Annotated in this window: 8 protein-coding genes and 1 tRNA gene; 8 read left to right on the plus strand and 1 reads right to left on the minus strand. The window is 63.8% G+C overall.

What is annotated here, in order from left to right; translation table 11 throughout:
• Positions 1 to 166 precede the first annotated feature (166 nt).
• The 3 genes from zigA to CEY09_RS21425 all read left to right on the plus strand — a co-directional run bounded on the left by zigA (position 167) and on the right by CEY09_RS21425 (position 3,480).
• Positions 167 to 1,405, plus strand: coding sequence for a zinc metallochaperone GTPase ZigA (zigA, locus tag CEY09_RS21415; protein ID WP_088590206.1), 1,239 nt, complete (start codon positions 167 to 169; stop codon positions 1,403 to 1,405).
• Positions 1,406 to 1,425: 20 nt separating this feature from the next.
• Positions 1,426 to 2,427 carry a CobW family GTP-binding protein gene (locus tag CEY09_RS21420; RefSeq protein WP_088590207.1) on the plus strand — a complete coding sequence of 334 codons (1,002 nt, stop codon included), beginning with the start codon at positions 1,426 to 1,428 and terminating at the stop codon, positions 2,425 to 2,427.
• Positions 2,428 to 2,544: 117 nt separating this feature from the next.
• Positions 2,545 to 3,480, plus strand: a complete 936-nt coding sequence (locus CEY09_RS21425) for a LysR family transcriptional regulator (protein ID WP_088590208.1) — start codon at positions 2,545 to 2,547, stop codon at positions 3,478 to 3,480.
• A 772-nt stretch (positions 3,481 to 4,252) separates the two neighbouring features.
• On the opposite strand, the gene CEY09_RS21430 is transcribed toward CEY09_RS21425, so the two are convergent.
• A tRNA-Met gene (locus tag CEY09_RS21430) sits at positions 4,253 to 4,329 on the minus strand.
• A gap of 62 nt (positions 4,330 to 4,391) precedes the next feature.
• On the opposite strand from CEY09_RS21430, the gene scpB reads away from it, so the two are divergent.
• The 5 genes from scpB (at position 4,392) to infB (ending at position 13,087) form a co-directional block, all read left to right on the plus strand.
• Positions 4,392 to 5,573 (plus strand): SMC-Scp complex subunit ScpB, encoded by a 1,182-nt coding sequence (gene scpB / locus CEY09_RS21435; protein ID WP_088590209.1) that lies wholly within the window; start codon positions 4,392 to 4,394, stop codon positions 5,571 to 5,573.
• 35 nt (positions 5,574 to 5,608) lie between these two features.
• On the plus strand, positions 5,609 to 7,447 hold the full coding sequence (locus CEY09_RS21440; RefSeq protein ID WP_167390131.1) for a pseudouridine synthase: 1,839 nt from the start codon (positions 5,609 to 5,611) through the stop codon (positions 7,445 to 7,447).
• Positions 7,448 to 7,944: 497 nt separating this feature from the next.
• Positions 7,945 to 8,448, plus strand: coding sequence for a ribosome maturation factor RimP (gene rimP, locus CEY09_RS21445; RefSeq protein ID WP_006225086.1), 504 nt, complete (start codon positions 7,945 to 7,947; stop codon positions 8,446 to 8,448).
• Positions 8,445 to 9,923, plus strand: a complete 1,479-nt coding sequence (nusA, locus tag CEY09_RS21450; protein ID WP_006225085.1) for a transcription termination factor NusA — start codon at positions 8,445 to 8,447, stop codon at positions 9,921 to 9,923. Before rimP ends, nusA begins: the two co-directional genes overlap by 4 nt.
• 95 nt (positions 9,924 to 10,018) lie before the next feature.
• A complete protein-coding gene (gene infB, locus CEY09_RS21455; protein ID WP_006225084.1) occupies positions 10,019 to 13,087 on the plus strand; it encodes a translation initiation factor IF-2 in 3,069 nt (1,022 codons plus the stop codon).
• Positions 13,088 to 13,095 lie beyond the last annotated feature (8 nt).

Here is a 13,095-nt window from a genome sequence, read left to right on the forward strand (position 1 = left end):
CACGCAACCCCGCGCAGCGCCTGCCCTGCACGCTGGGTACCTGCTCGATCCTCCCCAAGCTTGCTTGCCTGATGTCCTGCCCGCGCTGCTGGCGGGTCGCGTATTCATTGCTTGCCGTTCGCACCTAAATTGTTATGTAATAACATTCTAATTTTGGAGCGAAGCGATGATGCCGATTGATGAAACGAACCCGTTGCGCGACGGGCGCCTGCCGGTGACGGTGTTGTCGGGGTTTCTGGGTGCGGGAAAGACGACGCTGCTCAACCACGTGTTGAACAACCGCGAGGGCCGTCGGGTCGCGGTCATCGTCAATGACATGTCGGAGGTCAACATCGACGCCCGCCTGGTGCGCGAAGGTGGGGCGGCGCTGTCGCGCGCCGACGAAAAGTTGGTCGAGATGAGCAATGGCTGCATCTGCTGTACGCTCCGCGAAGACCTGCTCATCGAGATCCGCCGCTTGGCGGCCGAGGGGCGTTTCGATTATCTGCTGATCGAATCGACGGGGGTCTCCGAGCCTTTGCCGGTGGCCGAGACCTTCACCTTCCGCGCTGAGGATGGGGCGAGCCTGGACGATATCGCCCGGCTGGACACGATGGTCACGGTGGTGGATGCTTTCAACTTCCTGCGTGACTACTCCAGCAGGGATCGCCTGGCCGAGCGGGGCGAGGCGTTGGGCGACGAGGACGTGCGCACGGTTGTCGATCTGTTGATCGAGCAGGTGGAATTCTGTGATGTCATCGTCTTGAATAAGACTGACCTGGTGGAGGCTGCCGAACTGGCGCGCCTGCAAGCGATGTTGCACGGCCTGAATCCCCGCGCGGAAATCGTGAAGAGCGAGTTCGGCCGGGTGCCGATGGCTAGCGTGCTGGATACGGGCCGGTTCAATTTTGAAGCTGCCTCGCAGGCGCCGGGCTGGTTGAAGGAATTGCGGGGCGAGCACATCCCGGAGAGCCAGGAATATGGCATCGGCAGTTTCGTGTTTCGCGCCCGGCGCCCGTTCCATCCGCAGCGGTTCTGGGATTGCATTCATCAGGAATGGCCTGGTGTGGTGCGGTCGAAAGGTTACTTCTGGCTGGTGACACGCCCGGGGTACGCGGCATCGTGGTCGCAGGCAGGGCCCATCATGCGCCATGGCGCGGTGGGATACTGGTGGGCGGCCTTACCGCGCGAGCAGTGGCCCGAGGATGGAGAGGCGCGGGCGGCGATCGTGTCGGAATGGGATCCGATCTACGGCGACCGGTGCCAGGAACTGGTGTTGATCGGCATCGGCATGGACGAGGCGGCGCTGCGGGCGCGCCTGCAGGCCTGCTTGATGACGCAGGAAGAAATGACGCGGCCCGCGAGCGAGCTGGCGGCGATAACAGATCCGTTTCCGGTGTGGGAGCGGCCGCAGAATTCGGGGTAGCGCCCATTGGGTGAGGGGACATGGACGAGGACAAGCGCATCGGCGTGACGGTGATTTCGGGATTTCTGGGCAGCGGCAAGACCACGTTGCTTAACCGTCTGCTGCACGAACCGGCCTACGCCGATGCGTTGGTCATCGTCAACGAATACGGCGACGTCGGCGTTGACCATCATCTGGTGCGCCTGGCGCCGGCCAATGTCGTGCTGATCGAGGGCGGCTGCCTGTGCTGTGTCGTCAGCGGTGCCGTGGTGGACGCCCTGCGCGATCTTTTCATGCTGGCGCTAAGCCGCCGGATCAAGCCCTTTCGGCGTGTGCTGATCGAAACCAGCGGGCTGGCGGACCCTGCGTCGACGCTGTTCATGCTCAAGCACGACCGGTTCCTGTCCGAGCGTTACGCGTACCGGGGCGCGATCGTGGTGGTGGACGTGCGCTACGGAGAAGCGCAACTGGCGACGCAGGCCGAGGCGTCGCGGCAATTGGCGCTGGCCGATACCGTCGTGCTCAGCAAATCGGACCTGGCGGACGCGGCGCAATTGCGGCGGGTGGAGCAGGCGGTCATTGCCATCAATCCCGGGGCGCAACGTTGCGTCCAGCGTCAGGACGCGCCGCTGGCGGGCATCTTGCGGGACGGTCCCGATGTGATGGTGCGGCGCGATGGCGTGGCGCTGGCGAACTGGCTTCAGGCGTTTGCGCGGCCGGTCGCCGACCGCCACGCGCAGGTCTCCAGTTTTTCGCTGACCTTGTCCTCGCCGCTGGGGCGCGCAGCCTTCCTGGCGGGCGTGTCGCGTATCCAGGAGCGCTTCGGTCAGGGGCTGCTGCGGATGAAGGGGCTGGTTTGCTTCGAAGGCGAGGCGTTACCGTGCGAGGTCCACGGCGTCCATGGTGAGCTTTATCCCCTGCGCACGCTGTCGCAATGGCCAGGTGATGAGCGCGCGTCGCATCTGGTCTATATCCTGCGCGGCCTGGATGCCGGCATGGTGCGCGCCGAGGTTTGCGAGGCGCTAGGGCAGTTGCCTGCCTGAGCGCTGCCGCCCCGATTTCGCTGTCGGGCTGTCTGACGCTTTGTCGCTATTTGGGCACGGATGTTGCACGGAAATACGGTATAACCGGTACGGTCTGATGCAAGAACCGAGACAATCATGGATCGTCTGAAAGCCATGCAGGTGTTCGTGGAAGTCGCTGACCGGGGAAGCCTGTCGGCGGCGGCGGTCCATCTGGACATGTCGCGAGCGATGGTGTCGCGGTATCTGGCCGAAATGGAGCAGTGGGTGGGGGTGCGTTTGCTGCACCGCACGACCCGCCGGCTCAGCCTCACGCCCGCCGGGGCGGAGACCTTGCCGCGATGCCGGCAGATGCTCGATATGGTGGGTGACCTGCGTAGCGCGGTCTCCACGCCTGAAGACACGCCGCGCGGCTTGCTGCGCGTCACGACCAGTATGTCCTTCGGTTCGAAACATCTGGCCAGTGCGGTCACGGACTACGTCAAGCTGCATCCCGGCACGTCGGTGGATCTGATGCTGGTCGAACGCGCCGTCAATCTGGTGGAAGAGCGGGTGGACCTGGCCGTACGGATCACCAACGACCTCGATCCCAACCTGATCGCGCGAAAATTGGCCGTCTGCCGTTCGGTGGTGTGCGCATCCCCGGAATACCTGGCACGCGAAGGCGTGCCTGCCCGCATCGAAGACCTGTCCTTGCGCAACTGCCTGACGCATTCCTATTTCGGCAAAAGCCTGTGGCGCTTCGAACGCGACGGCCAGCCAGTGGATGTGCCGGTCAGCGGCAATATCAGTGCGAACGAGGTCTCCGTGCTGCTGAGCGCCGCGCTGGAGGGGGCGGGCATCGCGATGCTGCCGACTTACTACGCGGCAGAATATGTGGCGGCAGGGCGCCTGAAGGCCATCCTGCCGCAATGCAAACCGCAGGAACTGGGGATTTACGGCGTTTATGCCTCGCGCCGCCAGATGCCGCTGATCCTGCGTTCGATGCTGGATTTTCTGGTGGAACGGCTGGGTTCTGCACCCTGGGACAAGCCCGCCGCAGCGTCTGCGGTGCCGCCCATCTTGTCGTCTTGAGGCGCCCGGCTGCGGGCGCTCGGGCTTGAGGCCCGGAGTTATGGCGGTATAATTTGGACATTGCTTTGGCGGGCGGGTCGCTTTGATCTCGCGTTTCTGCCAGCAAACCATTTTGCGGCGGGCGGTTGTCCGCTAGCATGTAGTCGTCGAAAACATCTAAGAATCGTAAGTCCGGCCTGGGGTTGGCCAACGCATTGCGAAGCCGGTCTTCGTATGCACGAGGGGGAGCATGGGGTTCAGGGAGCGGCAACTGGCCGCAATACCGAATCCGATGCCTGACGATCCGGGTTCTTGATACTGATCGCTGCGGGAAAATGGCGCTGGGTTACCGGCGGGTCCCGCAGGCTTGTTGGCGAGTGAGGCCAGCTTTTCCAGAATTGCTCAAGGCGTCTGCCGCGATGAAAGTCCGGCAGGCATATCGCCCTATCTTGATCGGTACGGCTGTTTTGGCGCATGTCCGCCGCGCAGTCCGTCATGCATGGCAATCATCACAGGAATTTTGTGAACATTACGCAAACCAATGCCGTCTGTAGCGGGTCCACTTTCATGGTGGCCCTGCCGGCGGGTGCGGGCGTGATGTCCATTTTCGGTTTTGCGGCCACTGCTTTTGCGGCCACTGCTTTGGCTGGCGCTTTCGGTTTGCAAGGCGCCAAAGCAGTGCGCGCAGCATTTGTTGCAGCGCAATCTTCGCAAACTCTGATTTCGCAGGCACAAATGAATTTGCAGGCACAAATGAAAAAGGCCCGGCGCATTCGCCAGGCCTTCGTCAATTTGGTTGCGGGGGCAGGATTTGAACCTACGACCTTCGGGTTATGAGCCCGACGAGCTGCCAGACTGCTCCACCCCGCGTCTGAGAAAAGAATATTAACCTTATTTTCAACCTAGCGCAAGTTAGCCCTTTTTGAATTTGAATGTCGATGAACGATAGCGAGGCAATACTCGTGCTGGAAACCGCGCTGCTATGCGCGGTGCAGCCGATGCAACTGTCCGATATGCGCAAGCTATTCGGGGACGATGAACAATTCGACAACAGCAAGCTGCGCGCGCTGTTGGAGACGCTGCAAAGCAATTGGGCCGATGGCGGCCTGGAGCTGGTGCAGCTGGCAAGCGGGTGGCGTTTCCAGAGCCGTCCGCACATGCAGCGCTACCTGGAGCGGCTGAGTCCTGAAAAGCCGCCCAAATATTCGCGCGCCGTCATGGAAACGCTGGCGATCGTGGCCTGGCGCCAGCCGGTCACTCGCGGCGACATCGAGGATATCCGTGGCGTCACCGTGTCATCGCAAATCGTGAAGGCGCTGGAGGACCGCGGGTGGATCGAGGTCATCGGGCACCGCGATGCGCCGGGGCGTCCGGCCCTGTTCGGCACCACGCGCCAGTTTCTGGATGATCTGGGCTTGCGGGCGCTGGATGAGCTTCCGCCGCTGGAATCGGCGCAAGCCGCCGCGGCGCTGGCCGGGCTGGATCTGGGCGAAGTGCAACAGCTCACAGGCGAGGGCGCCGCGCCCGCCGAAGAGACGGCGCAGGACGAAACCGCGGTGGCTGTCGAAGGCGAAACCGAGCCCGCGCAAGGTGAAATCCCCGTCGACGTGCCGTCCGAAGTGGACGAAAATGACAATATCCCGGTTGCGGAATTGTCTGTTTCGGAACACGATGCACCCATAGCCCCGGGCGATAGCGTAGAATCCGTCGTTTCGCGCACAGAAGAAGGCGCGGATCCCGCAGACGAACCCACCGTCCGGGAGCAAGCCGAAGGCTTGTCCAATACGCCGACCCCGTCCGGTTTTCCCGACGAAGGGGCCGGCAGCGACATTTCCGATATAGCCGCCGACGTCACAGAGGCCGGTGCTGCAAAGGAAAGTGTCGAGAACGCAAAACACGCGGAACCGACCGAACCGATTGACGAGACCGATCACGCAGCGCCTGGCGCCGCCGGGCACGAGCCCGCCATCGGCCTTGACGAACGTGTTCGGCCCGACCCCGATGCCGCCTTTGCGGCGTCGGACGAGGCAGATCCGGAGCGGCCTGGCGCCGACCGCGAGTCGGCGTCCCCTGATGATGACGAGCTTGCCCCCGGCAAGCCTACCCAAGTTTGAAATTCGGAGCTGTCCCAGTGACAACGAATACAGCAATGCAGGACGACAATCCCCGTTCGGATGACACCGTTTCCAACGGTCAGCCGGAATCTTCCGCCGCGCGCGAGCCGGCAGCCGAAGGTGAGGCCGGCGCCCGTGGGCGCGGGCGCAAGCTGAGGACGCCGTTCCGCCGCCGTCGCGGCGACGCCGCGGCCGAGCAAGCGCCGGCTGCCGAGGGTCAGCAGTCCGCGGCCGCCGCTCCGGTCGAGTCGCCTGACTCCCGCAGTGGCGAGCAGGAAGCCGAGCAGGCCCTGGCGTACCTCGATTCCGCGGACCGCATGGAGCAGCGCCTGGGCAAGTACCTGAACAGTGATTCGGTCATGCCCAAGCTGCACAAGGTGCTGGCGGACGCCGGCATCGGTTCGCGCCGCGAAATGGAAGAATTGATCGTCGCGGGCCGTGTGTCGGTCAACGGCGAGCCGGCCCATATCGGCCAGCGCGTGGCGCCGAACGACCAGGTTCGCGTTAACGGCAAGCCCATCATGCGCGTGAATACGAAGAAGCCGCCGCGCGTGATCCTGTATCACAAGCCGGCCGGCGAAATCGTCAGCCACGACGATCCGGGCGGCCGCGCCAGCGTTTTTGCGCGCTTGCCCAAGCTGCGTACGGGCAAGTGGCTGTCGGTGGGCCGCCTGGACTTGAATACCGAAGGTCTGCTGATTTTCACGACCTCGGGCGATATGGCCAACCGGATCATGCATCCCCGTTATGGCACCGAGCGCGAATATGCGGTCCGCGTGCTGGGTGAAATGGACGAGGCGCAGCGTCAGTCGCTGGTTGACGGCATCGAGCTCGAAGACGGCTTGGCCGCCTTCGGCGCGCTGGACTACCTGGGCGGCGACGGCAGCAACCGTTGGTATCGCGTGACCCTGCAAGAAGGCCGCAACCGGGAAGTTCGCCGCATGTTTGAAGCGGTCGGCGTGACGGTCAGCCGTCTGATCCGCACCCGTTTCGGCGACGTGGTGCTGCCGCGTACGCTGCGTCGCGGCCGCTGGGAAGAATTGGATGGTTCGCTGGTCACCGCGCTGATGGTTCAACTGGGACTGTTGCGTGAAGACGACGAATCGGGCGGCAATCGTCGCCGCTCGAAGCAGCCGCAATCGCATGACAGCGCGCTGCCTCCGGGCTTTGGCACCATGGATCGCAACGGCATGAACGGCGCCCGCATCGGTCGCCGCGGCAAGCTGCAGGGCGGCCGTCTGGGCAGCGCGGGCCAAACGGCCGCGTGTCCGTCGGATCCGTTCGGCACCGGCCTGATGATCGCGGGCGGCTATGCCAACGGCCATCCGCTGGCAGCCGAAGGCGCGGGCGGCAATCGCAAGGGCGGCAAGCCTGGCGGCGGCCGTTCGGCGGCGCCTGCGGGCGGTGGCCGGCCGGGTGGAAAGCAGGGCGGCAGGCCGGGTGGCAACCAAGGTGGCAAACCGGGCGGCAAGCCTCGTGGTCCGCGTTCGGCAGCGGCCAATGGCCCGTCGGGCGGCGTGGCGTCGGCTGACGTCCCGGTGGGCAATGTGGCCGAAGCGCCGCTGGGCGGTGGCGGCCGCAAGCCTTCGGGCCGTAAGCCTGGCGGCAATAAACCGGCGGGCGCGGGCGGCAACAGCCGTGGCGGCAAGCCGGCAGGCGCCGGCCGTGGCGGCAACAAGGCCGATGGATCGCCCCGCGCAGCGGGAAGCGGCGCCGGCAGCAACAAGGGTCCCGGTGCCGGCGGCAAGCCGCGCGCACCGCGCAACGCTTCGGCCTCGTCCTCGCCTCGTGGCGACGACTGGCAGCCGCGTGGTGCGTCGGCCCACGAATCGCGCCTTGGTGTGATGGGCGGACGTGGCCGTCAGGGCCGCTAAGCGCTGTCAGGCGGCGCGCTGGGCGCGCCGCCGGGTCCGATGTGTCCCATATAAACGTAAGCCCGTGACGAATCAGGCGTTTTTCCGGTTTATCTGGTAAAATCAATGGTTTTCATGGCTTCGCGTCATTGCTTTTTGTGTGGCAATGGCGTTTGGCGTGGCTGCAAGCAGGCGATAGAGCCAGCGATGTAGTCAGGCAGCAGCCAGTGTTGTGCCGCAATGAGTGTGCGCTGTAAGTTAGGGTCCGATATCGGGCCGGTGGGCTGGGCGCAGTAGGCGGTAGGCAAGAGCAGTTGGCATCGGCGTTGCGCCAAGTGCCGTCAGGCCCGGAATGACGGGTGGGGGCGGGACTGTGTGGGGGAAACCCGTGGCGCAATCCACAAATTAGGTCGCAATATAGGGCGCTGCCCAGCATTGCTCCTTACGTGCAGTAGGGAAGCGGCTGGGCTCTGCGCAATATCGGTGGGCTGGGCGTGCAGCCCATTTTTTTTGAGTATATGGCTGATTTATTCGCATTGACCGAAGAGGCTTTGGCCGGCATGGACGTCGAACTCGTGGACGTCGAGCGTGCCGCCCTGGGCCTTTTGCGCGTGACGATCGATCGGGTCGGCGGTGTGCGCATCGAAGACTGTGAGCAGGTGTCTCGCCAATTGTCGCGGGTGTTTGAAGTCGAGAACATCGACTACAAGCGGCTGGAAGTCGGCTCGCCGGGCATTGACCGCCCGTTGCGCAACGAGAACGAGTTCCGCCGTTTCGCTGGCGAGCGCATCGAAATCAAGCTGCGCGAGGCATTAGACGGACGTAAGGTCTTCTCCGGCACGTTGACCGTGCCCGAAGACGACGCCGCCGCCTCCGACGCCGCTGCTGGCATGCACAAGACCGTGTTCGGTCTCGAATTTGAGGCAAAAAAGAACGAAGTCCAGGTTTTGAATTTCACGGTCGATGACATCGAACGTGCAAAACTGGATCCCGTTCTGGATTTCAAGGGCAAAAAGCGATGAGTCGCGAAATTCTTCTGTTGGTCGATGCCTTGGCGCGTGAAAAGAACGTCACGCGCGACGTCGTGTTCGGTGCACTGGAAAGTGCGCTGGCCTCGGCCATGAAAAAGCGCTTCAAGGATGATGCGGACATTCGTGTCGCCATCGATAGGGAAACCGGCGATCACGAAGGCTTCCGCCGCTGGCTGGTGGTGCCGGACGAAGCCGGGCTGCAAGAACCCGACAAGCAGGAAATGCTGTCGGATGCAGTGGAAATCGTCCCTGGCATCCAGGAAGGCGAATACATCGAAGAGCCGCTCGAGCCCATCGAATTCGGCCGTATCGGCGCGCAGGCGGCCAAGCAGGCCATTCTGCAAAAGATCCGTGACGCCGAACGCGAACAGGTGCTGAACGACTTCCTGGACCGTGGCGAAACCATCGTGTCCGGTACGATCAAGCGCATGGACAAGGGCGACGCCATTGTCGAAACGGGCAAGATCGAAGCACGCCTGCCGCGTTCCGAAATGATCCCGAAGGAAAACCTCCGGGTTGCCGACCGCGTCCGCGCTTTCGTGTTGCGTGTTGACCACGCCGCGCGTGGTCAGCAAGTGATACTGTCGCGCACCTCGCCCGAGTTCATCCGCCAGCTGTTCGAGAACGAAGTTCCGGAAATCGAACAGGGCCTGCTGGAGATCAAGGCAGCTGCCCGCGATGCCGGCGTGCGTGCGAAGATCGCCGTGGTGGCTTACGATAAGCGTATCGACCCCATCGGCACGTGTGTGGGCATGCGCGGTTCGCGTGTGACCGCGGTTCGCAACGAGCTGGGCGGCGAGCAGGTCGATATCGTGCTGTGGTCGGAAGACCCCGCGCAGTTTGTCATTGGCGCCCTGGCGCCGGCCAACGTCGAATCGATCGTCGTTGATGAAGACAAGCATGCGATGGACGTTGTCGTCGACGAAGAAAACCTGCCCAAGGCCATCGGCGCCAAGGGTCAGAACGTGCGCCTGGCGTCCGAACTGACTGGCTGGCAGATCAACATCATGACGCCGGAAGAAAGCCTGAACCGCCAGGAAGTCGAGCGGTCGGGTCTGCGCGCCACGTTCATGAGCAAGCTGGACGTCGACGAAGAAGTTGCCGACATCCTGATCGACGAAGGTTTCACCGGTATCGAGGAAATCGCTTACGTGCCCATGCAGGAACTGCTGGAAATCGAAGCGTTTGACGAAGACACCATCAATGAATTGCGCGCCCGTGCCCGCAATGCGCTGCTGACTGAGGCAATTGCCCAGGAAGAGCGCCTTGAGACCGCACAGGATTTGCTTGAACTTGAAGGCATGACGCAAGAACTGGCTGGCAAGCTGGCCGAGCGTCAAGTGCATACGCGTGATGATCTGGCCGAACTGGCAACGGACGAACTGGCGGAAATCGCCGGCTTGACCGAGCAGGAAGCCAGCGACCTCATCATGCGTGCCCGCGCCCATTGGTTCGACGAAGAATAACCAAAAGGACACGGGTCTGCGGTGGGTAGTGCTGGTTTCATCCACCGCAAGTTCACGTTGTTTGTAATAGCTGCATATAGGGAAGAGAGAGCCTAATGTCGAGTAACACCGTCGCCCAGTTCGCTACCGAGCTGAAAATGCCTGCCAATGTGCTGCTGGATCAGCTGCGCTCGGCTGGCGTTGACCTCAAATCGGTTGACGATTCCGTCACCGACAGCGACAAGGCGAAATTGCTCGAATCGCTGCGTCGCGCCCATGGCGCGACCGAAGGCAAGAAGATCACCCTGACGCGCCGCCAAACGTCCGAAATCCGGCAGGCTGACGCCACCGGCCGTTCGCGCACGATTCAGGTCGAAGTGCGCAAGAAGCGCGTGTTCGTCAAGCGTGATCCCTCCGAAATCGCCCTGGAACAGGCCGCGTCCGCGCGTGCCGAAGATGAAGCCTCCGTCGAAGACGAGCAGCAGGTGTCCGCGCCGGCTGCACCCGAGGCTCCTGCCGTGGTCGAGCCCCGCGAGGCCACTCCCGTCCAGGCGGAGGCCCCGGCCCCCGTCCAGGCGGAAGAGCCCGTTGCTGTAGAAGCGCCCGCGCCGGTTGAAGCGCCCGCGCCTGTTGAATCCGTCGCGGCCGAAGTGCCCGCCCCCGTCGAGGCGCAAGCCCCCGAAGTCCAGGCCCAGCCTGAACCCGAACCGACGCCGGCGCCTGCTCCTGCCGAGCCCGTGGCCGAAGAGGCCAAGCCCGAAGTTAAGACTGAATCCACCGAGCCCCTGGCTGAAGAAGCCAAGCCGGAACCCGTTGTGCTAGCTAATAAGTCAGAAACATCTTCCTCCCAGGCCAACGCGCCTGTCGCCCAGGCTCAGCCTGCTGCGAAGTCCGAACCCGTCAAATCCGCCGCGCCCGCGCCGGCCGCGCCTACGCCCGCAGCTCCTGCTGCCCGGGTAGGCAACCGTGCCGACAACCGCCGCGCCGGCCCGCCGCTTGCTGCCTCCGCCACGTCGGCAGGCCGCGATGAGGCCCGCCGTGCCGCCGAGGCCGAAGCCGCCGCGCTGCGTGAAATGCTGAACCGTCCCCGCAAGGTGTTGCGCGCTCCCGAACCGGAAGCGCCTGCCGCTCCCGCGGCTGCGCCGATTTCGGGCACGCTGCACAAGCCGGCCGGCAAGCCGGGCGCCACGCCTGGCGCCAAGAAGGACGCCAAGCCCGCCGCTCCCGGCGCGAAGAAGACCATCAAGACCGCCGAAGTCGCTTCGACCTGGTCGGATGACGCATCGCGCAAGAAGCCCGCTGACAAGCCGGCAGCCCCGGCCAGCCGTGATGGCTGGCGCGCAGGCGGCAAGGGTGGTGGCAAGGGCGGCGGCCGTGGTGGCCGCAACCAGCAGAACGACCGCCGCAACGAGCCGGCACCCGCAGAATTCATCGCACGTGAAGTCCACGTGCCGGAAACCATCAGCGTGGCCGACCTGGCCCACAAGATGTCCGTCAAGGCCGCTGAGGTCATCAAGCAATTGATGAAGCTGGGCCAGATGGTCACCATCAACCAGGTGCTGGACCAGGAAACGGCCATGATTGTGGTCGAGGAACTGGGCCACGTGGCGATCGCCGCCAAGCTGGATGACCCGGAAGCGTTCCTGGACGAAACCGCCACGGTTTCCGAAGCCGAGCAACTGCCGCGCGCACCGGTCGTGACCGTCATGGGCCACGTCGACCACGGCAAGACCTCGCTGCTGGACTACATCCGCCGCGCCAAGGTTGCCGCGGGCGAAGCCGGCGGCATTACGCAGCACATCGGCGCCTACCACGTTCAGACCGAGCGCGGCATGGTGACCTTCCTTGACACCCCGGGCCACGAGGCGTTCACCGCCATGCGTGCCCGCGGCGCCAAGGCGACCGACATCGTGATCCTGGTGGTCGCTTCCGACGACGGCGTGATGCCGCAAACGCGTGAAGCCATCCACCATGCCAAGGCTGCGGGCGTGCCCATGGTCGTGGCCGTGACCAAGATCGACAAGCCGTCGGCCAACCCGGAACGCGTCAAGCAGGAACTGGTTGCCGAACAGGTCGTGCCGGAAGAATACGGTGGCGACGTGCCGTTCGTGGGCGTGTCCGCCAAGACCGGCGAAGGCATCGACGATCTGCTCGAAAACGTGCTGCTGCAAGCCGAAGTGCTGGAATTGAAGGCACCGGTCGAAGCCGCCGCAAAGGGCCTGGTCATCGAAGCCCGTCTGGACAAGGGCCGTGGCCCGGTCGCGACGATCCTGGTGCAGAGCGGTACGCTCAAGCGCGGCGACGTGGTGCTGGCCGGCGCAAGCTTCGGCCGCGTCCGCGCCATGCTGGACGAGAACGGCAAGCCGATCCAATCGGCCGGCCCGTCGATCCCGGTGGAAATTCAGGGCCTGACCGAAGTGCCCGCCGCCGGCGACGAGCTGATGGCGCTGTCCGACGAGCGCAAGGCGCGCGAAATCGCGCTGTTCCGCCAAGGCAAGTTCCGCGACGTCAAGCTGGCCCGCCAACAGGCCGCCAAGCTGGAATCGATGTTCGACAACCTGGGCGAGGGCACGCAAACGCTCACGCTTATCGTCAAGACCGACGTGCAGGGTTCGCAGGAAGCGCTGGTGCAGTCGCTGGTCAAGCTGTCGACCGACGAAGTCCGTGTGCAAGTGGTGCACGCGGCCGTGGGCGGCATCTCGGAAACCGACATCAACCTGGCCATCGCCTCGAACGCGGTCGTTATCGGCTTCAACGTGCGTGCGGAAGCAAGCGCCAAGAAGCTGGCCGAGAACAACGGCATCGACGTGCGCTACTACAACATCATCTATGACGCCGTGGATGAAGTGAAGGCAGCCATGTCGGGCATGCTGGCGCCCGAGAAGAAAGAAGAAATCATCGGCCTGGTCGAGATCCGCGAGGTCTACAGCATCTCGCGTCTCGGCAACATCGCGGGTTGTATGGTGCTTGACGGCATCGTGCGTCGCGACTCCCAGGTACGCCTGCTGCGCAACAACGTGGTTCACTGGACGGGGCATCTGGAATCGCTGCGCCGCTTCAAGGACGACGTCAAGGAAGTCAAGTCGGGCTTCGATTGCGGTCTTACGCTGCGCGGCAACAACGACATCCAGGTGGGCGACCAGCTGGAAGTCTTTGAAATCAAGGAAATCGCGCGTACGCTGTAAAGCGTCCG

The sequence above is a fragment of the Achromobacter marplatensis genome, from assembly GCF_002209535.1.
GTDB lineage: Bacteria > Pseudomonadota > Gammaproteobacteria > Burkholderiales > Burkholderiaceae_B > Achromobacter > Achromobacter marplatensis.

Excerpts from the sequence above, each read along its gene's own strand:
- rimP (WP_006225086.1), top strand. The coding sequence starts at position 7,945 with ATGGCTGATTTATTCGCATTGACCGAAGAGGCTTTGGCCGGCATGGAC.
- CEY09_RS21440 (WP_167390131.1), top strand. The coding sequence starts at position 5,609 with ATGCAGGACGACAATCCCCGTTCGGATGACACCGTTTCCAACGGTCAG.
- CEY09_RS21425 (WP_088590208.1), top strand. The coding sequence starts at position 2,545 with ATGGATCGTCTGAAAGCCATGCAGGTGTTCGTGGAAGTCGCTGACCGG.
- zigA (WP_088590206.1), top strand. The coding sequence starts at position 167 with ATGATGCCGATTGATGAAACGAACCCGTTGCGCGACGGGCGCCTGCCG.
- CEY09_RS21420 (WP_088590207.1), top strand. The coding sequence starts at position 1,426 with ATGGACGAGGACAAGCGCATCGGCGTGACGGTGATTTCGGGATTTCTG.
- scpB (WP_088590209.1), top strand. The coding sequence starts at position 4,392 with ATGTCGATGAACGATAGCGAGGCAATACTCGTGCTGGAAACCGCGCTG.
- infB (WP_006225084.1), top strand. The coding sequence starts at position 10,019 with ATGTCGAGTAACACCGTCGCCCAGTTCGCTACCGAGCTGAAAATGCCT.
- nusA (WP_006225085.1), top strand. The coding sequence starts at position 8,445 with ATGAGTCGCGAAATTCTTCTGTTGGTCGATGCCTTGGCGCGTGAAAAG.